Annotated in this window: 24 protein-coding genes; 9 read left to right on the top strand and 15 right to left on the bottom strand. The window is 67.7% G+C overall.

Going from position 1 to position 26,372, the window contains the following annotated elements; all coding sequences use genetic code 11:
• The 4 genes from RUH65_RS09170 to RUH65_RS09155 form a co-directional block, all read left to right on the top strand.
• The coding region (locus RUH65_RS09170; protein ID WP_396179927.1) for an acyltransferase family protein at positions 1-559 on the top strand (559 nt) is incomplete at its 5' end.
• A gap of 76 nt (positions 560-635) precedes the next feature.
• A complete protein-coding gene (locus tag RUH65_RS09165; protein WP_313817060.1) occupies positions 636-1,514 on the top strand; it encodes an SDR family oxidoreductase in 879 nt (292 codons plus the stop codon).
• Between the two features lie 53 nt (positions 1,515-1,567).
• Entirely contained in the window at positions 1,568-3,379 is a 1,812-nt protein-coding gene (locus RUH65_RS09160) for a glycoside hydrolase family 15 protein (protein WP_313817061.1), read from the top strand.
• A gap of 162 nt (positions 3,380-3,541) precedes the next feature.
• Entirely contained in the window at positions 3,542-4,549 is a 1,008-nt protein-coding gene (locus RUH65_RS09155; protein WP_313817059.1) for a siderophore-interacting protein, read from the top strand.
• 80 nt (positions 4,550-4,629) lie between these two features.
• On the opposite strand, the gene RUH65_RS09150 is transcribed toward RUH65_RS09155, so the two are convergent.
• Together RUH65_RS09150 and RUH65_RS09145 are read right to left on the bottom strand one after the other, a co-directional pair.
• Positions 4,630-5,919 (bottom strand): hypothetical protein, encoded by a 1,290-nt coding sequence (locus RUH65_RS09150; protein ID WP_313817058.1) that lies wholly within the window; start codon positions 5,917-5,919, stop codon positions 4,630-4,632.
• A gap of 96 nt (positions 5,920-6,015) precedes the next feature.
• Positions 6,016-7,047, bottom strand: a complete 1,032-nt coding sequence (locus RUH65_RS09145; RefSeq protein ID WP_313817056.1) for an ABC transporter substrate-binding protein — start codon at positions 7,045-7,047, stop codon at positions 6,016-6,018.
• Between the two features lie 161 nt (positions 7,048-7,208).
• Between RUH65_RS09145 and RUH65_RS09140 the strand changes: the two genes are divergently transcribed.
• Positions 7,209-8,162 (top strand): LysR family transcriptional regulator, encoded by a 954-nt coding sequence (locus RUH65_RS09140; RefSeq protein ID WP_313817054.1) that lies wholly within the window; start codon positions 7,209-7,211, stop codon positions 8,160-8,162.
• 30 nt (positions 8,163-8,192) lie between these two features.
• Here the strand turns inward: RUH65_RS09140 and RUH65_RS09135 are convergent, their stop codons facing one another.
• The 3 genes from RUH65_RS09135 to RUH65_RS09125 are packed head-to-tail and all read right to left on the bottom strand — an operon-like array spanning position 8,193 to position 11,981.
• Entirely contained in the window at positions 8,193-9,539 is a 1,347-nt protein-coding gene (locus RUH65_RS09135) for an ABC transporter ATP-binding protein (RefSeq protein WP_313817053.1), read from the bottom strand.
• Positions 9,532-10,026 carry a hypothetical protein gene (locus RUH65_RS09130; protein ID WP_313817052.1) on the bottom strand — a complete coding sequence of 165 codons (495 nt, stop codon included), beginning with the start codon at positions 10,024-10,026 and terminating at the stop codon, positions 9,532-9,534. Before RUH65_RS09130 ends, RUH65_RS09135 begins: the two co-directional genes overlap by 8 nt.
• The gene (locus tag RUH65_RS09125; RefSeq protein WP_313817051.1) at positions 10,023-11,981 is read right to left on the bottom strand and encodes an ABC transporter ATP-binding protein; all 1,959 of its coding nucleotides are present in this window, start codon (positions 11,979-11,981) and stop codon (positions 10,023-10,025) included. Before RUH65_RS09125 ends, RUH65_RS09130 begins: the two co-directional genes overlap by 4 nt.
• A gap of 353 nt (positions 11,982-12,334) precedes the next feature.
• Between RUH65_RS09125 and RUH65_RS09120 the strand changes: the two genes are divergently transcribed.
• Positions 12,335-13,552, top strand: a complete 1,218-nt coding sequence (locus tag RUH65_RS09120; RefSeq protein WP_313817050.1) for an N-acetylmuramoyl-L-alanine amidase — start codon at positions 12,335-12,337, stop codon at positions 13,550-13,552.
• 220 nt (positions 13,553-13,772) lie between these two features.
• Complete coding sequence (locus RUH65_RS09115) at positions 13,773-15,638, top strand: collagen-binding domain-containing protein (RefSeq protein ID WP_313817048.1); 1,866 nt, start codon at positions 13,773-13,775, stop codon at positions 15,636-15,638.
• Positions 15,639-15,859: 221 nt separating this feature from the next.
• On the opposite strand, the gene rpsI is transcribed toward RUH65_RS09115, so the two are convergent.
• Both rpsI and rplM read right to left on the bottom strand, forming a co-directional pair.
• The gene (gene rpsI / locus RUH65_RS09110) at positions 15,860-16,357 is read right to left on the bottom strand and encodes a 30S ribosomal protein S9 (RefSeq protein ID WP_313817047.1); all 498 of its coding nucleotides are present in this window, start codon (positions 16,355-16,357) and stop codon (positions 15,860-15,862) included.
• A gap of 35 nt (positions 16,358-16,392) precedes the next feature.
• Positions 16,393-16,836, bottom strand: coding sequence for a 50S ribosomal protein L13 (rplM, locus tag RUH65_RS09105; protein ID WP_115931866.1), 444 nt, complete (start codon positions 16,834-16,836; stop codon positions 16,393-16,395).
• 626 nt (positions 16,837-17,462) lie between these two features.
• Here rplM and RUH65_RS09100 point away from each other — a divergent pair.
• Positions 17,463-19,280 (top strand): DUF222 domain-containing protein, encoded by a 1,818-nt coding sequence (locus RUH65_RS09100; protein WP_313817046.1) that lies wholly within the window; start codon positions 17,463-17,465, stop codon positions 19,278-19,280.
• Positions 19,281-19,302: 22 nt separating this feature from the next.
• On the opposite strand, the gene truA is transcribed toward RUH65_RS09100, so the two are convergent.
• Positions 19,303-20,193, bottom strand: a complete 891-nt coding sequence (gene truA / locus RUH65_RS09095; protein ID WP_396179921.1) for a tRNA pseudouridine(38-40) synthase TruA — start codon at positions 20,191-20,193, stop codon at positions 19,303-19,305.
• Between the two features lie 27 nt (positions 20,194-20,220).
• On the opposite strand from truA, the gene RUH65_RS09090 reads away from it, so the two are divergent.
• Positions 20,221-21,069 (top strand): CPBP family intramembrane glutamic endopeptidase, encoded by an 849-nt coding sequence (locus RUH65_RS09090; protein WP_313817044.1) that lies wholly within the window; start codon positions 20,221-20,223, stop codon positions 21,067-21,069.
• Between the two features lie 517 nt (positions 21,070-21,586).
• Here the strand turns inward: RUH65_RS09090 and rplQ are convergent.
• From rplQ to map, 7 genes are all read right to left on the bottom strand, one after another.
• Positions 21,587-22,165, bottom strand: a complete 579-nt coding sequence (gene rplQ, locus RUH65_RS09085; RefSeq protein ID WP_313817043.1) for a 50S ribosomal protein L17 — start codon at positions 22,163-22,165, stop codon at positions 21,587-21,589.
• Positions 22,166-22,284: 119 nt separating this feature from the next.
• Positions 22,285-23,280 carry a DNA-directed RNA polymerase subunit alpha gene (locus tag RUH65_RS09080; RefSeq protein ID WP_115931871.1) on the bottom strand — a complete coding sequence of 332 codons (996 nt, stop codon included), beginning with the start codon at positions 23,278-23,280 and terminating at the stop codon, positions 22,285-22,287.
• Between the two features lie 144 nt (positions 23,281-23,424).
• Positions 23,425-23,829, bottom strand: a complete 405-nt coding sequence (gene rpsK, locus RUH65_RS09075) for a 30S ribosomal protein S11 (RefSeq protein ID WP_115931872.1) — start codon at positions 23,827-23,829, stop codon at positions 23,425-23,427.
• A gap of 111 nt (positions 23,830-23,940) precedes the next feature.
• Positions 23,941-24,309: a 30S ribosomal protein S13 gene (gene rpsM, locus RUH65_RS09070; protein ID WP_115931873.1), complete on the bottom strand. Its 369-nt coding sequence runs from the start codon at positions 24,307-24,309 to the stop codon at positions 23,941-23,943.
• A 328-nt stretch (positions 24,310-24,637) separates the two neighbouring features.
• A complete protein-coding gene (gene rpmJ, locus RUH65_RS09065; protein ID WP_010145295.1) occupies positions 24,638-24,751 on the bottom strand; it encodes a 50S ribosomal protein L36 in 114 nt (37 codons plus the stop codon).
• A gap of 40 nt (positions 24,752-24,791) precedes the next feature.
• Entirely contained in the window at positions 24,792-25,013 is a 222-nt protein-coding gene (gene infA, locus RUH65_RS09060; RefSeq protein ID WP_010080397.1) for a translation initiation factor IF-1, read from the bottom strand.
• A gap of 638 nt (positions 25,014-25,651) precedes the next feature.
• The coding region (gene map / locus RUH65_RS09055; RefSeq protein WP_313817042.1) for a type I methionyl aminopeptidase at positions 25,652-26,372 on the bottom strand (721 nt) is incomplete at its 5' end.

The following is a 26,372-nucleotide window of genomic DNA, read 5'->3' as shown; positions in this document are numbered from 1 at the left end:
GATCCGTGTCATGACACTGGCCGCCGCGGCCGCCGTGGCGCTCACCGGCGTCGCGCTCGGCTGGCTCGTGGCCTTCGCCTGGCTCGGGCTGCTCGAGGACCAGCGGAACCAACCGGGCGTGGTGTTCCTCGGGCAGGTCTGCGGGGTGCTCGGCGGGATCGCCCTCGCGGTGTCCCTGCAGCGGATGCGCCCGGCGGCCCGCGCGCTGGCGTTCCTGGGCCGGCACACCCTGGAGGTATACCTCTCCCACACCACGATCGTGGTCACCCTGACCTGCGTGCTCTACCTGACCGGGTCACCCCTGCTCGCAGCCCCCTGGGCGGCGTGGACCGTGGTGGCCGTGGCCCTCACCGCGATCGGCGTGGGGCTGCTGCTGGGCCGGGCCGCCCGGGGCACCTGGCTGCTGGAGACTCCGGCGGCCCTGCGGCGGTGGGCGGGACCGCGGCGATGGCCGAGACCGTTGCGCCGAACCCCTGACTCCCCGGCCTCATCGGCCGCGACCGGCGTTCCCGCCCCCTCGGACCACCGGGACCCGGCGGTGCCGATCGTCCGTCGGTAGGACGGCCGTGACCGGTGGTGGGCGTCCGGAGTGCTCGCTACAGTGGGCGGCACGTGATCGACGACGGGAGACCACCATGACTCCAGCACCTGAGACGAACGCCGACCGCTTCCCGGAGCACATCCCCGCGCAGCAACAGCAGCCCCCGGGTGTGCAGTCGCAAATGACTCCTCTGCCGGACTGCGGTGAGACCAGCTACCGGGGTTCCGGCAAGCTTCAGGGCAGGGCCGCCATCATCACCGGCGGGGACAGCGGGATCGGCCGCGCCGTGTCCATCGCCTTCGCCCGGGAGGGTGCGGACGTGGTGATCGCCTACCTCAATGAGGACGAGGACGCGCAGGACACCGCCCGGTATGTCGAGGAGGCCGGACGCCGCGCCGTACTGATCCCCGGCGACCTCTCCGATCCGGCCCACTGCCGCAGCGTGGTGCAGCGGACCATCGACGAGTTCGGCCGGCTGGACGTGCTGGTGGCGAACGCCGCGTTCCAGATGAGCCATGAAAACCTCGAGGACATCTCGGACGAGGAGTTCGACCACACGTTCCGGCTCAACGTGGGCCACTACTTCTCTCTGGCCAAGGCCGCGCTGCCGCACCTGAAGCCGGGCGCCTCCATCATCGGCACCTCCTCGGTGAACGCGGACTCCCCCAGCCCGACCCTCGCGCCCTATGCGGCGACCAAGTCGGCCATCGCGAACTTCTCCGCCTCCCTGGCGCAGCTGCTCGGCCCGAAGGGCATCCGCGTGAACTCGGTGGCCCCCGGCCCGATCTGGACGCCGCTGATCCCGTCCACCCTGCCGGAGGATCAGGTGGAGGACTTCGGTCAGCAGGTGCCGCTCGGCCGCACCGGCCAGCCGGCGGAGCTGGCCCCGGTCTACGTGATGCTGGCCAGCGACGACGGCAGCTACGTCTCCGGGGCGCGCGTGGCCGTCACGGGCGGCTCGCCGATGCTGTGAGCGGGAAAGCTGCGATTGGGGAGGCTGTGAGTGAGGATGCTGCGAGCGGGCGCATGAATCTGGAGGCCCGCCGTGACGGCTATGTGGATCTGCGCTCCTATGCCGCGATCGGCAACGGCCGGACCGTGGCCCTGGTGGCACATGACGGCTCCGTGGACTGGTTCCCCGTGCCGGACCTGGACTCCGCCCCGGTGTTCGCCCGGCTGCTGGACGCGGACCACGGTGGCTGCATCGAGCTCCACCCGGACCAGGAGGCGCTCACCGCCGCGGGCGTGGACGTCGCCACCGACCTGCACACCCACCGGCAGTACGTCCCCGGCACCAACGTGCTCAGCACGACCTACCGCACCCCGGTGGGCACCGTGCGGGTCACCGATTCAGTGAACATGGGCTCCACCGGCGCCCTGCCCTGGACGGAGCTCGCACGCTGCGTGGAGGGCCTCGACGGCCAGGTCCCGATGCGGTGGCGCGTGGTCCCGGGGACCATGCTGAACACCGCCTCCCCGTGGGTGCAGCAGACCGACCAGGGTCCGGTGATCCGCGTGGGCGAGGTTTCCCTCGCCGTGCGCGGCGAGGACATCGGAGCGCACGACGCCGGCCCGCAGACCATCGCCGGACGGTTCACCTCCGGTGAGGGGACCGAGCACCTGCTGGCCGTCGTAGGGACCGCGGCGGAGCCGCTGCGGCTGCCGCAGACGCCCGCGATCCGCCGCAACGTGGACCTCAGCGTGGACCTGTGGCGGCGCTGGACGGATCTGCTGGAGTATGACGGTCCCTACCAGGACGAGGTACGCCGCAGCGCGCTGGTGCTGAAGCTGCTCGGCCACAGCCCGTCCGGATCGATCGCGGCAGCGGCCACCACCTCCCTGCCGGAGAACCGGGAGGGCACCAAGAACTACGACTACCGCTTCGCCTGGATCCGTGACGCCACCTACTCGCTGCACGCGCTCCTGAGGCTGGACGAGCAGGAGGACGTGCACGCCGCCGTCTCCTGGCTGCTGAGACTGGCACGGCAGCAGCAGCCCCGGTTGCACGTGCTGAACCGGCTCAACGGACACGTCCCGGAGGCCTGCACCACGGAGCTGGAGGTGCCCGGCTGGCGCGGCATCGGTCCCGTGGTGGCCGGCAACGACGCGGCCGATCAGTTGCAGCTCGGCGTGTACGGGGACATCTTCGACATGGCGACCCTGTACGTGGACGGCGGCAACGTGCTGGACGCCGAGACGGCCCGGATGCTGTCCGGGCTGGCGGACGCGGTGTGCGACCTCTGGATCCGCCCGGATGCCGGCATGTGGGAACTGCCCGAGCACCGGCACTACACCAGTTCGAAGATGGGCTGCTGGGTGGCCCTGGACCGGGCCATCACCCTCGCCGAGCGGGGCCACCTGCCCGGGACGGAGGACCGGTGGCGGGAGGAGCGCGGCCGGATCCGGGCGTGGATCGAGGAGAATGGCTGGTCCGAGGAGCGCGGTAGCTACGTCTGGTACCGCGGGAGCGATGAGCTGGATGCCTCCGTGCTGCTGCACACGATCAGCGGGTTCGACGCGGGACCGCGGATGTCCTCCACCATCGATGCCCTGCGCGAGGAGCTGGGCCGCGGGCCGTTGCTGTACCGGTACAGCGGGATGGCCGCGGAGGAGGGGACCTTCACGGCGTGCGGTTTCTGGTGCGCGGCGGCCCTGGCCCTGGTCGGCCGGCGGGCCGAGGCCCGGGAGCAGATGGACGCGATGCTCGCCGTGGCCAACGACGTCGGCCTGTACACCGAGATGATCGACCCGGCGGACGATGCGTTCCTGGGCAACATGCCGCAGGCCCTGAGCCATCTCGCCCTGCTGGTGGCCGCGCTGACGCTGAACGGGCAGTGAGCGGGAGCCGACGGCCTCAGGCTGGGGCCCGGCGAGCAATGCCCGATCCCGAGGGTGCTCGTTGCACAATACGGCATGATTCCGTAGATTAATTAGGCGTGCCTAACCTATGATCGTCAGACACGCGGAGGCCTCCGCCTCGATCCCTACGGAAAGCAGACCATGACCGCGACCGCGACGCAGACGTACCCTTCGACCCGTGCTTACCGGACCCGGGTGACGCGGATCAGCCGACTCGGCGGGCACTTCGTCCGGTTCACCTTCGCCGACGACGACCTGCGGTTCTTCGGCACCGGCGGACTCGATCAGCGCATCAAACTCATGCTGCCCCGGGCGGACGGCACCCTGCCGGACGTGGGACTGTTCGCCGAGCCCGCGCCCGCGATGATGGAGTGGTACACCCGTTGGCGTGAGCTGCCGGACGGCGAGCGCAACGCGATGCGCACCTACACCGTGCGCGCGGTCCGACCGGAGGTCCGCGAGATCGACGTGGACTTCGTGCTGCATGGCACCGCCGGGCCCGCATCGGCCTGGGCGCTGGGTGCCGCCGTCGGGGACGAGATGGTGATCCTGGGGCCGGATGAGCGCTCTGAGACGGGCGGCCGCGGCCGCAGTGGGGGCATCGAGTGGGACCCGGGCTCGGCACGCACGGTGCTGATGGTGGGCGACGAGACAGCCGCCCCCGCGATCTGCGCCATCCTGGAGACCCTCGACGCGAGCTTCAGCGGGCACGTGTTCATCGAGGTGCCGGACGCCGGGGACATCCTGCCCGTGTCCACCCCCACCGGGGTGCAGCTGAACTGGCTGGCCCGCGGTGACCGCCCGCATGGCCGGGCCGTGACCGAGGCCGTGCAGGCCTGGGGCCGCGAGTTCGGTGCGGAGGTGGCCGGCGCCGCTGCCACGGGCCTGGGCGCCGCTGGGACCGGAACCGACACTGCTGCTGGCACGGCCGGCGTCGTGGGCGAGACTGAAGCAGAGGCGGCCGATGCGGAAGCCACCCTGTGGGAGGTTCCCCCGGAAACCCCGCATGGCCACTGGTACGCGTGGCTGGCCGGTGAGGCCGGCACTATCACCGGGCTGCGCCGCCACCTGGTCAAGGGCCTGGGCATCGATCGGAAGTGTGTCTCGTTCATGGGGTACTGGAAGATCGGCCGGGCCGAGGGCTCCTGATCCTGACTCACCTGACGAAAACAACCGTCCGGGCAGAACGGACCGTTCCCGTTCTGCCCGCCCAGTGTGATGGCCCAGGCTCAGGAGGCGGTCCGCAGCTCGCCTCGTGATCGATCCTCCTTGTAGGGGGCAGGCCGCACCACGGCGCGGATCGGTTTCTGCGGATGACCGGGGGCACCCCAGATCACGCTGACGCGCGTGCCGATCTCCGCATGTTCCACGTTCACGGTCGCCAGAGACAGCATCTTGCGGAAGAAGTAACTGTAGCCGCGGGAGGTCGCGGTCCCCACGAGAGCCCCGTCCACCTCGATCCGGTCACACCACATGTATCCGCGCTGGTCACGGGGCATCTCCATGAAGTCATAGTGTTCGCCCTCCCCAAGCAGGGAGTTTTGCACCGCGGCCACGTCCTCGGCGTTCCACTCCAGGGTGCGCAGCACGCGACGCGGATTCGACTTCTCCGCGGCGAGGGCCCCGGCGCCGAGGTAGTCCGAACGCCGGGTGGTGACCACCTTGGCCCACCCAAGTTCGACGGGGCTGCGGTAGTACTCCGAGGGGTCCCGTCCCTCGAAGCTGCCGGCGATGTAGGCGGGCTGGGCGAAGGAGGGCATGGAGGTCAGGAAATAGTCCATGTAGTCGGCCATGTCCTCATCGAAGATGGCCGGAATGTAGTCGCTGGCAATAGTCGGGTAGGAAGCCTCGAGGTGATTGATCATCGCGATGCGCCCACCCATCTTGCGAATGTGGTGCTCCCGCCCGGCCTCCAGGACGGCCTGATAGACGTCCTCGCCGAACTCCTTCGGCCCCTGCAGCTCGAATCCAAGCTCACCAGCCATCCCCTGGCGCAGGGCGAAGATGTCATGACCAGCAATCCGCACTGGCACGGCGTGCATGAACTTCGCACTCAGCAGCACCTCGGCATCGGTGAGCGACTCCAGCACCTTGATCGCCCTCGGCCCTGAGACCTGGTACATGAACCAGTCGTCGCGGGTGACCTGGGCGTCATAGTCACCGTGTCTCAAGTTGAAGGACAACCAGTAGCCACCGCGGCCGTGGACCATGAAGTCCTCTTCGCCGAACTTGGTCAGCACTCCCTCGTGGATGACCTTGCCGTCCTTGTTCGTGTGGATGGCGTGCTTGGACTGCCCTATCTCGAACGTCTCGAAGCTGTTGACGGTGAAGTCCGCGATCAGCTTCAGGGCGTCCGGACCGGTGAAGCGGTGCTGCCAGAGGAAGGACCAGTCGCCGATGTAGCAGGACTTCTTCCATGACAGGCTCTCGTCCATCCAATCGGTGTACTCGGGCAATCCGAAGCGGCTCCAGGCGTAGCCCTCGGGCCCTTGGCGCATGTCCTGAACGGTATAGGCCATCTGATTCTCTCCTCGGTTTGTGGTGGTCTGCGGTGTTGGGCTCGAGATGTTCCGACGCCGGCCGGAACCTCGGCTGCCTCCGGCCGGGGCGGAAGGTCAGAGGGCGTCCGGCAGGACGACGTCCTCGACGGAGAGCCCCCCGTCCAGCAGTCCGTCTTCGGTGCTGATCTCGATCAGCCGTTCGAGCGAGTCGGCATTGATGTCGTCGGCCCAGCGCGGCAACCGAAGCTCCGCCGCGGTCTCCGGGGGAATCGAGGTATAGGTGTCGAGGATGGAGCGCGTCTCCTCCGGGTGAGACTCGGCGTAGTCCGCGGATTCGGCCATCGCGGCGTGGAACGCGGCGACCAGCTCCGGGTCTTCCTCGGCCAGGGCCCCGGTGGTGAAGTAGGCGGAAGCCATCAGGTCCGGGGATACCTCCATCCAGTTCCAGAAGACCGGTTTCATCGATTCCGCCAGACCCATGGTCAGGAAAGGCTCCACGAGGAAGGCCGCGTCAACGGTTCCCTGCTCCACGGCCGCGACCATGTTCGGAAAGGGCATCTCCACGAATTCGACCGCGGAAGGGTCTCCACCGTCCTGGCGGACCGCTTCCTTGACCGTGGAGTCCGAGATGTTGTTCAGAGTGTTCACCGCCACGGTGTGGCCTTCGAGGTCAGCGGCGGACTCGAAATCCGAGTCCGGCAAGACCACGGTAGCGCCGTAGTCTGTCGCTTCGTCCCCGGTGCTGGAGCCGCCGGGGGCGATCACTTTGATGTCCAGCCCTTTGGAAGCTGCGATCAACAGGCTGGTGGGATTGCTGAAGCCGAAGTCAGCCTGGCCGCTCGTGACGGCGGGAATGATGGCGGCGCCGCCCTGGGCGGTCTGGAGCTCCAGCTCCAGACCGTGCTTCTCGAAGATGCCCTGGTCGACAGCCAGGTGGAGCGGTGCCAGGTCCACCAGGGGCATGACGCCCACGGTGACCTTCTGCACCTCACCCGAGGCGCCGGTGTCGTCCGCCGCCCCGGTCGCCGTAGCGTCGCCGGAGGGCGAACCCCCGCCGCAGGCGGTCAAGGACAGGGCGAGGACGGCGGCGGCCGCACTAGACCAGAGGACTATGGAGCGGCGCTCAGAACGAAGGTTAAGACCCATGATGTCACCTCGGAGAACAGGGCTCCGTGGGGGTTGGAGCCGGTTTGGTGTGATGAAGAGCACTCTGGGAACAACGGTAGGATCGGAGGGACTATCAAGCCAATCAAAAGAACCAAACACAATATCGGAAACATCTATACAGAGGCTTGACTTGGAGGACCATGGACACGACGGAGTCATACGACATGAACCTGTTGCGGACCTTCGTGGTCGTCTACGAGACCCGCAGCGTCACCCAGGCCGCGCACGTGCTGTACCTCAGCCAGCCCTCCGTCAGTTATGCCCTGGGCAAGCTGCGGAAACTCTTCGCAGATCCCCTGTTCCTGCGCAACCGCGCAGGTTTGGAGCCCACTCCCGTGGCCGAATCTCTGTACCCACGGATGATTCAGGCCATCCAGTTGATGGACTCGGTGGTGCAGAGCGCCACAGAATTCCGGGCCGCTGAGACCACCCGCACGTTCCGCTTGATGATGACCGACCTGGCCCTGATGGCCCTCTTCTCATTCGTGGTCAAGGCCATCCAGGAGCAGGCACCGCTGGCCAAGATCGAGGTGACACTGCTGGACGTCGCCCAGCTGGAGGACCAGCTGCGCCGCAATGAGATCGACGGGGCTATCGCCGTGCCGTCATTCTCGCCGGACGTCGTGGTCCGCGACCATCTGATGGATATGCCCTATGTAGGGGTCTGCGCTGCGTCCCACCCCCGCCTCTCGGCGGCACCGACGGTCGCGGATCTGGCGGCGGAACAGCGAGTAGTGGTGTCCGGGGCCTTAGGTCACCAGCACGTGGAGCAGACACTCGGCCGGCTACCGGGAGACCACGAGTCCTCCATCGCCCTGCCGAACTACTCGGTGGTGGATGAGACCATTGCGGCCACCGAGTCGTACTGCGTGGTGCCGCTGTTCCTCGGGGACATGTTCGTCAAGCGCAGCCCGGTGCGGAAGTTCATCCTCCCCTTCACCCTGGAGCCCGGACACGTCGGCCTGCACACGCTCCGACGGGTCGCGCCTTCACCTTCGGTCGAATGGCTCCGCGAGGTCATTACTCAAGCCCTGACCGCCTATCCCTATCCGCAGCACATCGAGGACTACGACAACAGCTGGTTCATGTCGTAGCCGCACCTGGTGCAGTCACCGGACGTTATTTCAGTCGCCGAACCACGCGCGGGAGAGCTCGGCGTAGTGCCCGCCGGCCGCCCGCAACTCCTCGTGAGTTCCGGACTCCACGATCCGTCCGGCGGACATCACCAGGATCCGGTCCGCGGCCACGGCCTGGCTGAGCCGGTGCGCCACCACCAGCCCGCTGCGGCCGTCGAGCACCCGGGCCGCCGCGACGTCCAGCCGGCGGGCTCCGGCCGAGCTGGCCTCCGCGGTGGCCTCGTCCAGCACCACCAGTTGCGGATCGGCGAGCGCCACCCGGGCCAGGGCCAGCATCTGCAGCTGCATCGGGTCCAGACGGTAGCCACCCTCACCGACCTCCGTGTCCAGGCCCTGCGGCAGGTGCGCCGCCCAGCCGGCCCCCACGGACTCCAGTGCCGCCTGAAGAGCCGCGCGGTCGGCCTCCGGACGGGCCACGCGCAGGTTCTCGGCCACCGTGGTGGCGAAACCGTGCACCTCCTGGGAGACCATGGTGATGTGTTCGCGCAGGCTGCCCGGTTCGGCCTCGACCAGCTCGATCCCGCCCAGCCGGGCCGTCCCGGATGTCGGTGCCGCCAGCCCCGCCGCTATCTGCGCCAGCGTGGACTTGCCGGCCCCCGTGGTCCCGACGACGGCCACCACCTCCCCCGGCCCGATCGTCAGATGGACCTCGTGCAAGGCGGGAGTGCCGTCGTCGTACGTATGGGAGATGCCGGCCAGTTCCAGCGTGCCGCCGTGCAGCCGCGCGGTGCGCTCAGGCACCGGCAGGGAGACGACGCCGGCCATCCGGGCCAGGGAGGCCCCGGCGGACTGGACCTGGTCGAACATGCCCACCAGCGCACCGATCGGGTTGAACAGCCGGTGGAACAGCAGGGCCGCCGTGGTCACGGCGCCGGCGGTGATGTATCCGGCGGACACGAGCAGGAACCCGGTCCCCAGGATGGCCCCGAGCACCACGGCCTCGGCCCGGTTGTTCCGGCTGAAGGCGCGGGTGAGGAACCCGAACACCCCGATGGACAGATCGCGGGCCTGGGCGGAGGCGGCGTGGATGCGCTCGAGTTCCGGGCCCTGGGCGTCGTAGGCGCGCAGCGTCCGGGCACCGGTGATCCCTCCGAGCAGCCGGGAGGCTCGGGTGCCGAAGGCGGCCCGTTCCTCCCGATATATCGGTCCGGAACGGGGCAGGTACCAGCGCAGGGTGGTCCAGTACATCGGGACGGCCAGCAGTCCCACGAGCCCCAGCCTCCAGTCCACGGCAGCCAGGCCCGCGGCCGAGACCACGACCGTGAACAGGGACTGCACCACGAGGGGTACCACCGTGGTGGCCGCCTGACTGACCTCGCGGGCGTCCTCAGCCACCCGGGAGACCAGGTCCCCCGTCTCGGCGCCGTCCAGCCGCGCCGATCCGCAGGGCCCGGTCCATCACGGCCTCTCGCAGTCCCGCCACCGTGGGCTCGGCCGCCCTGGCCAGCCACGCCTGACCGGCCCACGAGCAAGCGGCAGCGATGAGGCCCGCTCCAGCCACGGCGGCTGCGGCCCACCACACGGCAGCGGCCGGGTCGACGTCGCTGGTGCCGGTGCTGGTGCTGGTGCTGGTGCTGGTGCTAATGCTGGTGCCGGTGCCACTGGTGCCCGAGTCCCCAGCGGCCAGCAGGACGTCCACGAGCCAGCCGATCATCCACGGTGCCACCAGGCCGGCGACGGCGGCCAGCAGGCCCGCGATCCCCACCAGCCACACGAACGCGCGGTGGCCCCCGGTATGCCGCCAGAGCAGCTGGAAAGACTCCGCCGGCCGGGCCAGAGGAAGGGCCAACGGCAGGGCGGTGTCCACTCGCTGATCACTCATCGGGCCACCGCCGTCTGGTAGGCATCCGACGTCTCCAGCAGGGAGTGGTGCGTTCCGGTGGTAGTAGTGCCGTCCCTGTGCACCTGCACCACGCTGTCCGCGACGGCCAGGAAGGCCGGCGAGGAGGTCACCACCACGGTGGTGCGCGGCGCGGCGCCTGCCGTGGCGGATCCGGAACGCAGCGACTTCACGTCCTGGGCGATCTGGAACTCCGTGACGGCATCCACCGCACTGGTCGGCTCATGCAGGACGAGCATCTCCGGATCGGCGTGCAGGGCGCGGGCCAGGGCCAGTCGCTGGCGCTGACCGCCGGAGAGGTTGCGGCCACCCTCGTCAACCCGGTGCTCCAGTCCGTCCGCGAAATGGCCGATGATCTCAGCGACGCCCGACGCGGCCAGCACCGCCGGATCGATGTCGACGCGGCCCAGGTCCCGGCCATCCGCGGTGATCAGGGCTGGACGCGTGATCTGGGGACGGTACGTGGCTGGGCGCGAACGGTCCGGTGTCTGATGGTGCAGGGTGATGTTCGAGCGAACGGTGCCGGCGAACAGGTCCACCCGGTGCGGCGCCACCACCAGGTGGTCGGCCAGCCGTGGCACCAGACGGCTGCGCGGATGCCCGCCGATCAGCACCGTTGCGGCCTGGTCGCCCAGGCCGTCCACGGCCCGCAGGATGGTCTCGGCCTGGGCCGGATCGTCCACCACCAGGCCCAGGAACCGTCCCGGCGGCACCTCCAGATTGAGCCGGGGTGGCCGTGCCGGCCAAGATGCGTCACCGCGCCGGAGGCCCGCATCCCGGGGAACCTGACCGTCGCGCTCTGGCGGAGCGCCGGCGTCGTGCCCGGGAGGGGTCGCCAGTGCCAGACCGGTGATGCGCAGCCCGGCGGTGTCCGGCACCTCGTCACCGGTGGCCTCGGCCGGGACCGCGGTGAGGAAGTCCGCGATCCGCCGGGCCGCGCCGTGCGAGCGGGCGAAGGCTCCGATCATGTCCGTGATGGTGCGCACCGGCTCCTGGAAGAACACCGCCACCCCGACCACGGAGATCAGCGTGCCGATGGCCAGGTCCCCGGACAGCACCCGCTGGCCGGCCACCACCAGGACCAGTGCCAGCACCAGGGCGGTCCCGAGGGCACCGATCGCCTCCAACCGCCCGCTGCGCTCGGCCGTCACGACGCCGGCCCGCCCGGCCCGCTGCGACGCCTCCCGGTAGTGCGCGCTCGCCCAGCGTTCACCGCCTCCGGCGCTGAGGACCCGCAGACCGGCCAGGATGTCGCCGGCGCGGCGGCTGGCCAGGCCGATCGCCTCCTGCTGCGCGGTGGAGTGCCGTGAGATGGAGCGGGAGGCCAGGGCCACGAGCAGCAGGCTGAGCGGCACGCCCACCAGCACCACGAGGCCGACCATCACGTCCGTGACCAGCAGGTAGACCGAGACCGCCACGAGGCCGATGATCGCGGAGCCGCCACCGGCGATCTGCCGGAACACCTGGGCGGTGACGTCCGCGTCCGCCGAGGACAGGGAGAGGATCTCGCCGGCGTTGGACCGGGATGCCACCGCGCCGGAGGCGAGCGGCACCTCGGCGACCTCCACCCGCAGCGCGTGGGCCTCCTCGTGCAGCGCGGTGTTGGCGAGCCGGGCGCCGAAGCGGTAGCCCAGGGAGAGCACGGTGAACAGCGCCGCGATCCCGAGCAAAGACAGGAGCATCGCCCGTCCGTCCAGGGGGACGATCGCCACGTCCACGATGATCCCGATGGCGATCGGCACGAAGGCCTCGCACACCTGCCACAGCGTCATCAGGGTCAGGCTTCCCGCCACGCGCGTCCGGCGGCGCCGGATCGCGCGCCACAGCAGCTGGCCGGCGGTGGAGGGCGGTTGCTGAGTCTGCGGACCCCGCGGTGCCTGCGGTGCCCGCGGAGCCCGTGGAGCCCGTGGAGCCCGCGGCTCAGGCGATGTCAGCATGCTCGGACTCCTTGGGGTGATGGCCAATCTGTCCATTGTCGTATGGAGTGGCCCTGGCAGTGACATCGAGAGCCCCGACGTCACCGGACGCAGCCCAGCACGTCACGCGGTGTCACTGAGGGCCAACCCCCGTGCGAGCCACCGGTGGCCCGTGTGACAGGGTCGGAGCAAGGTGGTGATGGCTGGTGGCCGGCAGGACCGCACCCGTGTCGGCGTTTCTACCGACATTGATGCAGGTCACGTGCGTACGGTGGGGGCGCCGTCTCAAGTCGACCACCACCAACGGTCCGTTCCTCGCGTGCTTCCCCGGCAGTCCCCCGCGAGATGGCGAGCCGTCGTGAATGGAGCCTGACGTGACAGACCACATCACCGCACCAATCCCCACGCCTGCACCGGCGTTCGCCCCCGAGCCCGCGGCTGCCGCCGCATCCGCTCCCGTGGCCGCCCGCCCGGCCCGCTTGTCCCGACGACGGCTGCTGCAGGGCACCGCCGCCCTGGGCGGTGTCATCGCGTTCGGAACCGCGATCTCCGCCTCCACCACCCCGGCGTTCGCCGCCACCGTGAGCCGGCCGGGCATCCTCTCCACGAGCGACTGGGGTGCCTCAGCCGCCAAGGGGTCACTCCCGACCCTCACGCGCCGGCCGACGCACCTGGTTATCCACCACACCACGCATGTGAACTCGGACGACTTCTCCGATGCCGCCGCCCAGGAGGTGGCCCGGCTGATCCAGCGGAACCACATGACCAACGGCTGGGCGGACACTGGCCAGCAGTTCACCATCGCCCGCGGTGGACAGATGCTCGAGGGCAGGCACGGCTCGCTCGACGCCGTGGTGGACGGGAACCGCTTCATCGAGGGCGCGCACGCCTATGGTTTCAACGACCAGTCAGTGGGCATCGAGGTGGACGGGATGTACACGAACGACGTCCCCACGGACGCGCAGTGGAGTTCCCTCGTGCATCTCAGTGCCTTCATCTGCCAGCGATACGGTCTCGACGTGGACCGGATCATCGCGCACCGGGATGTGCCCGGCGCCCAGACCCTGTGCTGCGGGGATGCCCTCTACGGCAAGCTGTCCGCCCTGCGTGACGAGGTGTCCTCGGCGCTGGCCAACGGGGTCGACGGCGGCGCGGGCCCCTCCGGCGACTACCCCACCGTGCGCCTCGGTGACGAAGGCGACGCCGTGCGCCGGGTCCAGGTCACCCTCGACGTCATCGGCCACGACCCCGGTGCTGCCGACGGCGTGTTCGGCCCCACGACCGAGAAGGCCCTGCGCGACTACCAGTCCTCGATCGGCACCGGCGTGGACGGCATCGCCGGCCCGCGCACCTGGGGCGCCCTTGCGACGCACCATGCCGCGGGCTCGACCGTGAGCTCCGGGGACAGTGGCACGGACGTCGAGTACCTGCAGCGGGGCCTGAAGGCGTCCAGCGGCGTGGATCTGTCCACCGACGGCCGGTTCGGGGATCGGACTGAGGCGGCCGTCGCCGCCTATCAGAAGGCCCGCGGACTGGCCGTGGACGGCGTGGCCGGCGCCGAGACCTGGCGTGCACTGAAACACGGCCAGTAGGTTCGGTTCCGTCACGGCGAGGTTGCTTGAAAGCCGGGTACCACACTGGAAGATCGGGACCCTTGCTCGGCTGCACCCGTGCAGGGGAACCGCACACACGCATGAAGCTCGTGACATGAGGCACACTGTTCACCACTCAGTGAGGGGATACTCGATGTCGGCCAGATCGCCCGAATCCGACCAGAACACCCCGAATCACCGACCACGGTGGAGGCGGGCAATGGCAGCATTGACGGCCTTGGGCCTGACGACGGGCTTGGTGGCGTCGGGATGGTCCGCCGAACAGGCCGCTGCCGAGACGGTCGTGTTCAATCCCTTCGCGGTCAATCAGGGCTTCACCATCCTGGCCGAAGGGGACCTTGTTCTGAACAACGGAGAGCTCGAAGGAGCGGCAGCCGCGTTCGGCACGGCGTCCTCCGGGAACCCGAACGGTTTCGGCCTCCTGCACGACTCTGCCGGCGTGCCGGACTACGCGGTACCGAGGATCGACGGAACACCTGTGAGGCTACTAGCCGAGTCGTTCATCGGCAGCGGATCATTCGACATCTCAAACAGGGATGACAGCGGAACCACCACTCCCGATTCCCCCGAAGAGAACGCCGTGGCGAAGCTCGTGGACATCGCGGGCCTCACCGGCCAATCCCGCAGTGGCGGGGTGGGATCGAACACGAGCGGTGAATTCCTGCGAGCCACGAACACCGAGGGCGGCTTCCTCGATCTGAAGGCGCTGCCCACTGAGGGCTCAGACGTGGCCGAACTGCAGACAGAACTGGGCACCGTCAGTGCCTACTTTGGAGACGTTGATTCCGCAATAGCCGGCACGAACCAGTGCTTCGAGTCGATGTATGACCCGGCGTCCGGGCTGGTCAACACCGTGACCGTGACCACCGAGGGCAACCTTGTCTACGTCGAGGATTTCGCCACCGACCGTCCCAATGTGATCGACTACGAGGATATCGCCGGGGAGACCATCAAGATGGACCGTGCGGACGGCTACCAGCCGACAGCCGAGGCGCCTCTGGTGGTTCACGTGGACGAGGGAACCACCGAACTGGGTCAGTTGGACTTCGAAGGGTGGTCCGCTGCACCCGGTGCCCAGCAGAACCTGTCCAACTACATCTTGTTGGACCTCTCCGCTGTGACCGGCACCGTCACCATTGATGGGCTGGAAATGGGTTCGATCTGGGCCCCGGACGCCGACCTGGTGTACAGCTCAGGAGTGACGACTAACGGCCAGTGGTTTGCCGATGACATCACCACCTCCGGGGGTGGAGAGATACACCAGCACACCTTCCAGGGACTGCTGCCTTGTTCCACGGACGACGAGGTGGTGCCCACCATATCGAGTTCCGCCGCCATCATCGGCTCGGCAGAGAACATCCTCCCCACGCAGGGGGGAACGGTCACGGACACCATCAGCTATGCGAACCTTACCGCTGGCCTGGAGTACGAACTGTACGGGTCCGTGCACACTGTGCCCGACGGCGAACCGATCGGCCTCGAATCCGCAGCGGCCTTCACCGCGGACACCTCGGACGGCACGGCGGTGCTCCAGTTCGAGTTCACCGCCGAAAAGGCGGCCGTATACGCCGGCCGGACACTGGTCATCTACCAGAGTTTGTCCCTGAACGGGTCCGTGGTGGCAGATCACCGCGACCCGAACGATGCGGCACAGCAGTTCGCCGTAGCGCAAACCGCGGAACCCACGCCTACGCCGACGGAGACGCCCACCACCACACCCACACCCACACCCACGCCGACAGCGACGCCAACACCGACAGAGACGCCCACAACCACACCCACGCCGACGCCGACAGAGACACCCACCACCACACCCACGCCAGTTCCATGGTCGCCGGAGGACATCAAGACGGACGAGGATCCCACCGAGGACTCGTGGTTGCCCGGGACTACAGGCGGCTCCAGGAGCGGTGGCGGAACGGATGGCGACGCCTACCGAGGTGATGAGTCGGCTGACACGCTCGCCGAGACTGGTGTTTCGACGTTCTGGTCCACGGCCACGGCGGCAGCCTTGCTCGCATCCGGCGTGCTCCTGGTAGCCCTAGGACGCCGCCGCGCCGGTTGACGTCTTGGCGCCACCTACGGCGGTGCGGCGTGGCCCGGCGTCATCACGAGACCTTGGGCCACGCGCCCGGGCACGCAGTCATGGCCGGACGGGGCCCGTCGTCGTCGTGTCCGACCGAGCGTCTACTCGGGCCCCGCACATACTTCCGGAAACAACTCTGCGGGCCGTCCCCGACGAAAGGGAACGGCCCGCAGAGTGCGAGGCGTGAAGCTAGCTGAAGATCAGCGCTTCGAGAACTGCGAGGCCTTGCGGGCCTTCTTGAGACCGGCCTTCTTGCGCTCGACGACGCGGGCGTCGCGGGTCAGGAACCCGGCCTTCTTGAGAGCTGCGCGGTTGTTCTCACGGTCGATCTCGTTCAGGGCACGGGCGACACCGAGGCGCACGGCACCGGACTGACCCGAGGGGCCGCCGCCGGTGATACGGACGATGACGTCATACGCGCCCTCCAGCTCGAGGAGCTTGAACGGGTCGTTGACCTCCTGCTGGTGCAGCTTGTTCGGGAAGTAGTTCTCGAGGCTGCGGCCGTTGATGGTCCAGGCGCCGGAGCCCGGGACCAGGCGCACGCGGGCGATAGCCTGCTTGCGGCGACCCACAGCGCCGCCGCCGACGGTCAGCGCAGGGCGCTCAGCGACAGCAACAGCCTCGGGGGCATTGGTGGACTCGGAGGTGTAGCTGGTCAGCTCCACTTCCTCGGTGGACTCATTCTCGTTGAGAGTCATGGTTCTCCTTGAAAGATTGTGGTGGTGCTGACCCGTTACTGGGCGACCTGGCCGATTTCGTACGTCTTGGGCTGCTGGGCGGTGTGGGGGTGCTCGGCACCGCGGTACACCTTGAGCTTGTGCAACTGCTCAGCGGCCAGGGAGTTCTTCGGGAGCATGCCGCGGACGGCCTTCTCCACGGCGCGCACCGGGTTCTTCTCCAGCAGCTCCGCGTAGGAGACAGAGGAGAGACCACCCGGGAAACCGGAGTGGCGGTAGGCGCGCTTCTTCTCGAGCTTGGCGCCGGTCAGGGCCACCTTCTCGGCATTGATGATGATGACGAAATCGCCCATGTCCATGTGGGGGGCGAAGGTCGGCTTGTGCTTTCCGCGCAGCAGTGTTGCGGTCTGGCTGGCAAGACGACCCAGCACGACATCAGTGGCGTCAATGACGTGCCACTGGCGGTCGGCATCGCCGGGCTTCGGGGTGTACGTACGCACGTTGTTTGCCTTCGTGTTCGGTGTCGGTTACAGATTTCCGGGCCGCAGCGGTGAGTCCGCGGGCCAGTCACTGAGTTCATCGGTGCGCAGCCGGTACGCCAGGTGAGGACTGGAGTGAGGCCGGGTCCGAAAGCTTCCCGGCGGCGCCCTGGGCTATCGCGACCATGCAACCAGGCCACCCGAGGGTACAGCGAATCCGGGAAAGGACACGCACAACGAAGGTCAATACTACCGTGTCCGCGCAGCTGGGGCAAAGCAGCTGGAAATCAGGGTAGAAGCCGTGCGAAGAGGAGGTGGCGGAAAGCGGAGCGAAGGTGGCAGGAAGCGTGGGAGGCGGCGGGAGGGCGCGGGAGGCGCAGGGCGCGGAGGGCACGGGAGGCGGAGGGGAAGCCGAGGAAAAGGGCGCAGGCCGAACTGCAGTTGCGCGCAGACCTCTACCCCGGCCCACTACTCCACAGAGGACTGATCACGGTGTGTCGTCCACAGATGTTCGGAAGCCCTTTCCGGCGCCCTCAGGGTGTGATCGAATGGACGTATTCGAACACATGTTCCCATGAGGCAATTGAGAGCCAGCCGGAGCCGCCCCACCACCGGCGGCTTACGAGGATAGGGAGAGGAGGACGGTCATGACCGAGGAGAACGAGCAACCCCACGGATTCGAACACCAGGACGGGGACGAAGGCGAGTGCAGGACCCACGATGAGCATGGCTCAACACCCCGACCCGCGCCTACGCTGCAGGAGCTTCCCCTCGGCCAGCTGACGGCCTTGCTGCACGAGACCACGCGAGCCATGGTGCATCGGTTGTCCAGCCCCGAAGCCTTCAGTGAACTGACGTCCATGGCCCCACCGGACCACGGCGGCGGCAGAGACTGGGGAGCCATGCTGTCCTCTCTTCCAGACGAGCAGGATTCAGACGCGGCAGCGGAGCTGGACTTGGCGTCTGCCTCTGCCTCCATACATCCCCCTGTCCCTGCCCCTGTCCCCGATCAGACCGGGCAGATCCCCGTTCAACCAGTTACCGTCACCCTTCCGCTGCTGCACCAGGTCCTGGAGACAGTCGGGCGCTCCGTTGCAACGGCCCAGATGACCTTGACGGGTCATACCGTGGAGGCCTTCAACAATCCACCAGAACGTCGTCGGCTGCTGGGACTCCCTGAAGGGAAGACCGCCTTCCGCGATGCAACCGATTACCTCAAGCTCGCCTTGCGCATCGATGGCACCGAAGCCCGGCGCCGGACGCGCTGGGCGGCCACCCTGCGTACTACCCGCACGCTGTCTGGCGAGCCCTTACCTCCCGCCCTCCCCAGATTGTCCGCCGTCGTCCATGAGGGGAAATTGGACCGTGCCGCCGTGGACATCATCACCACGGCCTTGGACAACGTCCGGCAGATGGCTCGTCGTGTAGAGGCCGACCCACAGGCTGTGTCCGAACTCCTCGATGACGGCGAGGATCGCCTGGTGGCGCAGGCCGAGTCCGTGGATCCCGGCACACTGCGCAAAGTCGCGGCTCACTGGCTGAAGTGGGCCGAAGCAGCCGTAGACCCCGACGGCTCCGAGCCGAATGACGCCACGCTGCCCCAGTTACAGGGCCTGATCCGAAAGGGGCAGCGCAATGGGCTGCACCAGTGGCTGCTCGCGGTCAATGATGAACAGAACGAGTACCTGCTGACAGTGGCGAACGCCGCTACTAATCCTCGGGCGCCCTACCGCGGCCAGCCGATGGAGGGCGGCGAAGGCGGCATCGCTGGGAGCGAGAGCGTGAATCAGCTGTTGACGGCGGAGACTCGGTCCGAGGGGAACGGTTCGGTGACGGCGGTCGCGGCCATCGACCCCCGCTCTACCCAGCAGAAGCAACTGGACGGGCTGATGGCGTGCATCGCCGGAGGCCTGGCCATGATCGAAACGGATCAGCTTCCCTCGACCGGTGGCACTCGCCCCCAGGTCTCAGTCCTGATCGACTTCCACACCTTGCTGGGCGATCTGGAGAAGGCCGGCACGATCACCGCAGACGAGCTCCTCCAGTTCGAGTCCTCCGCGACCTTCACCGGTCCGATTCACCCCACCACAATCCGGGCCATGGCCTGTGATGCGGACATCCTTCCGGTAGTGCTCGGATCGAGCGGCGAGGTGCTCGACGTCGGCCGGGCGCAGCGCCTTTTCCCCGCCCGGCTCCGGCAGGCAGTCGCCGTCCGCGATGGAGGGTGCGCCGCACCCGGTTGCTGGATCCCGGCACCATGGTGCGACGTCCACCATGTCGATCATTGGGAGCACGGCGGACCCACCTCAGTGGACAACGGGGTACTGCTCTGCAACCACCACCATCACGCCGTCCACGCCGGCGCGTGGGACATCGACATGGACTCCGGCCGGCCATGGTTCATACCGGCCCCCTATCTGGATCCACGGCGTCAACCCCAGCGCAATCGCTTCTGGCGGAGATAGCCCCGTGGAACACGGTCAGCAGTTATGCCACCGTTCGGCGTGCCCGTGTGCCAGCTGCACGGGAGGCCAAAGCGCGAGGGTCGGAGCCAGCGTCCGGGTATTCGACGTGCTCCAGGACCAGGGCGTGCGGCGGCGCGAGCCGGGTCTGCGAGTCACGGACCATGGCCTCCAGACGTTCGCTGACCCAACCGGCAGGATGGCGCCCCTCCCCCACCTGCACGACGGCCGCCACGAGCGCCCGGACCATGTTGTGACAGAACGCATCCGCCTGCAGTTGGACGGTGATCAGTCCGGACGGCCCGTCACGGGTGAACCCGAAGTCTTGCAGTTCACGGATGGTCGTGGCGCCGTCCCGTGGCTTGCAGAACGTCAAGAAATCGTGGAGACCGAGCACGGCCTTCGCCTCGGCGTCCATCAGCTCGGCATCCAGCGGTTCCTTGTGCCAATACGTGGAGCGACGGTTCAGCGGATCCCGGGTCTCGGAGGAGTCACTGATGGCATATCGGTAGGACCGCCACAATGCCGAGAACCGCGCATCGAACCCCTCGGGCGCTAGGGAGGCCCCCGTCACCACCAACGCGCCCCGTTCGCGGCTCAGAACGCCGCTGAGACGCCGCACCAAGGTCGACGCCGGCCCGGCCGCATCTGGATTCCGTGTCACCGCGTCCCATTCGGCCTCGGTCAGGTCAAAATGCACGACCTGCCCACGAGCGTGCACCCCGGCGTCAGTGCGACCGGCGACCACAGTACGGACGGGGCGGCGGATGATCGTGGCCAGACCCTCCTCGAGCGCGCCCTGAACGGTCGCCAGCCCCGGTTGAGTAGCCCAGCCCTTGTAGTCGGTGCCGTCATAGGCCAAATCCATCCGGACACGGACCAGGGCGGGATCAGACGGCGTGGGCATGGGGACCATTCTAAATCCCGGTCCAGAATGGGCGGAATGGAGAACCTTGAGCCGTGGGTGGCCTATCTGTTGACCGTGCTGCCCGGATTGCTGATGGTCGGCATCATCGTGGTCCTGTTGCCGCGGCAGGCGCACGGAGTGCGGATCCTCATGCTGGTCCTCGGGTTCGTCTTCGTCCGCGACGCGATGAGTCCCCACGGGTTGTGGACTTTCGGCATGGTGGGCCCGTCCGGCACCTCGACGGTCTCCGACGAGTTCGAGCTGCCCGTCCTGTGGTTGCGCTTCACTGACGACCCCGTCGCCCTCCTGGTGATGACCGTCGCATCGCTGGCACTCGTCGTGGCGATCGTGTTCGCCTGCCGGGACCTCCGCTGGATGGTGCTGTGGACGGGGCGGCGCTGGTGGGCCTCAGCACTCGTGGGCTTGGTGGGCACCGCGGTGATAGCGTTGCCCTCCCTGTACTTCTACGGCACCCTGCTCGAGTGGTTCCCCCTCCTGGAAGGCACGCCCTTCGACCGTCCCGTGATTCCCGTGGAGCAGCGCGGCGGGTCGGTGGCCGCCGGCGTCGTGGTCCTCCTGGCCATCTTCGCCCTGTGTGGAAATTTGGTGGAGGAGGTCCTCTTCCGTGGATTCCTCCAGGCCCATCTAGAGGACCACTTGCCGGGACGGTCCGGCCGCTGGCGCGCAGCACTGCTCTCCGCCCTGATCTTTGCCGCCGGCCACCTGTTCCTCGCCTACAACCTCACTGGCCTGGGTTGGCCGCTGCTCGCATTCACCCTGTTTGAAGGACTCGTCTGTGCCGTCATCGCGATGCGACACGGCGTCCTTGGGGCGACCGTGGCACACGGTGGCGCCATCTTCCTCCTGACTTCCGGGCTCATTTAACTCCTCCAACTCCTCTAACACTTCTGTCTTCCTCTCCCGTCTGCTCAGTTCCTCTTCCACGCCGGCCCACCGACCCACTGACCCGGTGCCCCACTGCCCCACTGCCCCACTGCCCCACTGGCCCACTGGCCCTCTGGCCATCTGGCCCTCTGGCCGGATGGTCCTCTGGCCCTCTGGCCGGCTGGCCCTCTGGCCGGATGGTCCTCTGGCCCTCTGGCCGGCTGGCCGGCTGGCCGGCTGGCCGGCTGGCCGGCTGACCGGATGGTCCTCTGGCCGGGTGACCCTGCTGGCCTACCGAGGGTGTGCCGGACCCTCGGAGGGGCGGGTAGTACCGGGAGGGAGGACCAGTGGCGATCCGCTGTCCAACGGAGCGGCTGTTGCGAACGCTACGTGTGCTCAGCGGGTTAAGCCCCTTAAACCGAACGACCCGTCCCTCCGCACGTGATGTGCGTCGGAACGGGTCGTTCGGATGGTGCCTGCAAAGTCCTCTGCAGACAGCCGGTTCAGACCGAGAGAATCACTTCTCTTCGGTCTTCTCCTCTGCGGCAGGAGCCTCAGCGGCTTCGGCGTCAGCAGCCGGGGCTTCAGCGGCTTCGGCGTCAGCAGCCGGAGCGTCCGACGCCTCGGCGGCCGGTGCCTCAGCCGCAGCCACGGGGGCCTCAGCCGGAGCAGCGGTCTCGGCGGCCTTCTCGGCTTCCTTGACCACAGCCTGCTTCGGGGACACCGGCTCCATGACGAGCTCGATGACTGCCATCGGGGCATTGTCGCCGTGACGGTTGCCGATCTTGGTGATCCGGGTGTAGCCGCCCTCGCGCTCGGCCATGGCCGGGCCGATCACCGTGAACAGCTCGTGCACGATGGTCTTGTTGGTGCGGTTCTTGGCCGAGATGATGCCCTGGACCTTGCGACGCGAAGCCAGATCGCCCTTCTTGGCGAAGGTGATCAGACGCTCGGCGAAGGGACGCAGGCGCTTGGCCTTGGTCACCGTCGTGGTGATCTTCTTGTGCTCGAACAGGTTGGCCGACAGGTTCGCCAGCATGATCCGCTCGTGGGCAGGGCCGCCGCCCAGGCGCGGTCCCTTAGTGGGGGTAGGCATTGGTGTTTCTCCTCAGATGGACCCTGACGGCTGCCGGCCATCAGGACACTATTGGTGGTGGTACAGCGAGTGAAGAGAGTGACTCACGACCCGGCCGAAGCCCGATCCCGGTTCACGACTCAGTACTCGCCGTAGGACTCCTCGGACTCCTGGGAGTGCAGCGAGGGGTCATAGCCAGCCGGGGAGTCCTTCAGGGACAGACCCAGTTCGGTCAGCTTTTCCTTGACCTCGTCGATGGACTTGGCACCGAAGTTCCGGATGTCCATGAGATCGGCCTCGGAGCGAGCAACGAGCTCGCCAACGGTGTGGATTCCCTCGCGCTTCAGGCAGTTGTAGGAGCGCACGGTCATTTCCAGGTCCTCGATCGGCAGTGCCATATCAGCGGCCACCGTGGTGTCCGTCGGGCTCGGGCCGATCTCGATGCCTTCGGCTTCCAGGTTCAGCTCACGGGCCAGGCCGAAGAGCTCCACCAGGGTGGTGCCGGCAGAGGCCACGGCGTCACGCGGAAGCATGGACTCCTTGGTCTCGACGTCGAGGATGAGGCGATCGAAGTCGGTGCGCTGCTCCACGCGGGTGGCCTCGACCTTGAAGGTGACCTTCAGGACCGGCGAGTAGATGGAGTCAACCGGGATCCGGCCGATCTCCGCGTCACCGGTCTTGTTCTGAGCTGCCGTGACGTAGCCGCGGCCACGCTCGACGATGAGCTCCATGTCGAACTTGCCCTTGCCGTTCAGGGTGGCAATGTGCAGGTCCGGGTTGTGGACCTCGACACCGGCCGGGGACGTGATGTCCGCAGCGGTGACGACGCCGGGACCCTGCTTGCGCAGGTAGGCAACCACGGGCTCATCGTGCTCGGAGGAGACCGAGAGCTTCTTGATGTTCAGGATGACCTCGGTGACGTCTTCCTTCACACCGGAGACGGTGCTGAACTCGTGCAGCACCCCATCCACGCGGATGCTGGTGACAGCAGCGCCCGGGATGGAGGACAACAGGGTCCGGCGAAGTGAGTTTCCGAGGGTGTAGCCGAAACCGGGCTCCAACGGTTCGATGATGAACCGGGAACGGTTGTCGGCAACGACTTCTTCAGTCAGCGTGGGGCGCTGTGCAATGAGCACTGACATTTCCTTTCGGCGAGCGTCCGCCATATGACGCACACGATGGGTGGAAACGAATGGGGTGGGCAGGAGTGCACCGATGCGCACGCCCCGGCTGGCCGGATGAGTCCGGAACCAACCGAGGGGCGTGCGCTCGGTACGAGGTCAGACGCGGCGGCGCTTGGCCGGGCGGCAACCGTTGTGGGCAGAGGGGGTGACGTCCGAGATGGAACCGACCTCGAGGCCAGCGGCCTGGAGCGAGCGGATCGCGGTCTCGCGGCCGGAGCCGGGACCCTTCACGAAGACGTCAACCTTGCGCAGTCCGTGCTCCTGAGCGGCCTTGGCTGCCTTCTCGGCAGCCATCTGTGCGGCGTAGGGGGTGGACTTGCGGGAGCCCTTGAACCCCACATCGCCGGCCGAGGCCCACGAGATGACAGCACCGGTGGTGTCCGTGATGGACACGATGGTGTTGTTGAAGGTGCTCTTGATGTGGGCCTGGCCCACGGTGATGTTCTTCTTGTCCTTGCGACGAGGCTTGCGGGTGACCGCAGCACGTGTCTTGGGGGGCATGTGTCTCTCCTACGAAAGCTGGTGTTGTGCGGAAGTGGCTGTCTTGCTGGGGAGAAGCCGGAGGCAACCGTGAAGCGGGGAGGCGGCGGGAGGCCGTCCCGTTCCGGGTGACTACTTCTTCTTGCCGGCGACAGTCTTCTTCGGGCCCTTGCGGGTACGGGCGTTGGTCTTCGTGCGCTGGCCGTGGACGGGCATGCCGCGGCGGTGGCGGATGCCTTGGTAGGAGCCGATCTCGACCTTGCGGCGGATGTCGGCTGCCACCTCACGGCGCAGGTCACCCTCCACCTTGAAGTTGGCCTCGATGTAGTCGCGCAGTGCAACCAGCTGTTCGTCTGCCAGGTCCTTGACGCGAGTGTTCGGGTCGATGCCCGTCGCCTCGATGGCCTGCTCGGAGCGGGTCTGGCCCACACCGAAGATGTACGTGAGAGCGATGACGACGCGCTTCTCGCGCGGGATGTCGACGCCTGCTAGACGTGCCATATGGCCGTCCTCCTTGTTCTTCTGAAGCAAAGGTCTGCATCAGCACGTCCCCTCCCCCGGGAATCTCTTCCCTGCGGTGCCCTGGTGACGGTTCCGGCGAAGTTCCGGAGTTTCATTCCGCCGACCGGCGTTGCCGCGGTTCGGGTCCCCGGCCCTTGCGTCCAGGGGTTGCCGTTCACCTCGGCCCCTGCTGGATCCCGGAGGGACTCAGAGGGGAATCCGCGGATTCCGGCTGTGCTGCTGTTTGGTCCGGTTGGACCTGGTCATCCGGTTGTGCTCCGGTCGACCTGAGGGTGCTGCGCGTGGACGATCCCGTCGAGAGACGAGGTCAGCCCTGGCGCTGCTTGTGGCGTGGGTTCTCGCAGATCACCAGGACGCGGCCCTTACGGCGCACCACCTGGCACTTGTCACAGATCCGCTTCACGCTCGGCTGAACCTTCATGGTTCCTCCTCCAGCGCTTGCTGTTTAGTGGTGGATGGGTTTACTTGTAGCGGTACACGATACGACCCCGGTTGAGGTCGTACGGGCTAAGTTCCACGACGACCCGGTCCTCGGGGAGGATTCGGATGTAGTGCTGACGCATCTTTCCCGAGATCGTGGCCAGAACAACATGCTCGTTCTGGAGACGGACGCGGAACATTGCGTTCGGCAATGCTTCACTGACCGTGCCCTCGACCTCGATGACACCTTCCTTCTTAGCCATGTCCTCCACTTACGTTGTGCCGGGCTCCAGGCGTCGGCGCGGGCGGTGCATCCGGGTCGCAGGCGACTCGAATACCCCACGTCCGTTGGACGGATGAAACCAGGCGGGGATGTTTCCGGCTGACCGCCAGGGCGCATTCCAGGGGTACCTCGGGAATTCCGAAGGAACTCCCCAGGACACGGCGCACCGCAGAGACAACCAGCAAGCAATACTACTGGCTTCGGGCACAGAAGTGAAATTCACCCGCGTCGCAGTTGACCGGCTCGAGGGAAAGGGGTACCAGCCGTGGGGAAAGGGCAGCGGCCGCGGCGAAAGGAGTAGCAGCCGCGAGAAAGGGGCATCAGCCGCAGGAAAGGGGTAGCGGCCGCAGGTAAGGGGCAAACCGTCGGGGAAAGGGGCAAGAGGCAGCAGCCGCGCCCTTGAGTTCAGGCGTGCCCGGCGCAGTCCAGCAACCCGTCCGGCCAGAACACCAGGCACGACGCCGGCCCGTCACCGGCCCCTCACCCGGCCGCGGTCCGCCCGGCTGCGGTCCACCATCCGGCCGCGGTCCGCCACCCGGCTGCGGTCCGTCACGCGGCCTCGGGCGGTGCAGGCTCGCACTACGGCTGTGCTCTACTGCTGTGCTCTACTGCTGAGATCTACTCGCCGATCGGGACGGGCACCACGCCGAGCGGGGCGAGATCGGCCGCGCCGCCGTCGGGCATGGTCAACACCCAGATTCCGCCGCGATGCCGCGCGACCGAGTGCTCCCACTGGCTGGCGCGGGCCCCGTCACGGGTCACCACGGTCCAGTCGTCCGCGAGGACGTCGGTTGCCAGGCCGCCGCGGACGAGCATGGGCTCGATCGCCAGGCACAGTCCCGGCTTGACCTTGGGGCCACGGTGGCGGGACCGGTAGTTCAGCACGTCCGGGGCCTGGTGCATGGCGGTGCCGATGCCGTGGCCCACGTAGTCCTGCAGGATGCCCAGCGGGGCCCCGGGCTGCGAGGTGACGAAGTCGTCGATGGCGTCACCGATGTCACCGATGTACTTGGCCGTGGCGAACGCGGCGATGCCGTGCCACAGGGCCTGGCGGGTGATCTCGGACAGGCGCTCGTCCTCGGGATCGGCGGTTCCGGCTGTTGACGAGCCCAGAACCACGGTGCGGGCCGAGTCCGAGTGCCACCCGTCGATGATGCAGCCACCGTCGATTTTCAGCACGTCTCCGGCCTGGAGGGTCCGACTTCCCGGAATCCCGTGCACCACTTCCTCGTTCACCGAGGCGCAAATGGTGGCCGGGTAGCCGTAGTAACCCAGGAAGTTCGGCGTGGCGCCGGCCTCCTTGAGAACCGCAGCGAACACGGCGTCGACGGCCGCCGGC

The organism is Citricoccus sp., assembly GCF_032154715.1.
GTDB lineage: Bacteria > Actinomycetota > Actinomycetes > Actinomycetales > Micrococcaceae > Citricoccus.
This window is presented reverse-complemented; position numbering and strand designations above follow the sequence as displayed.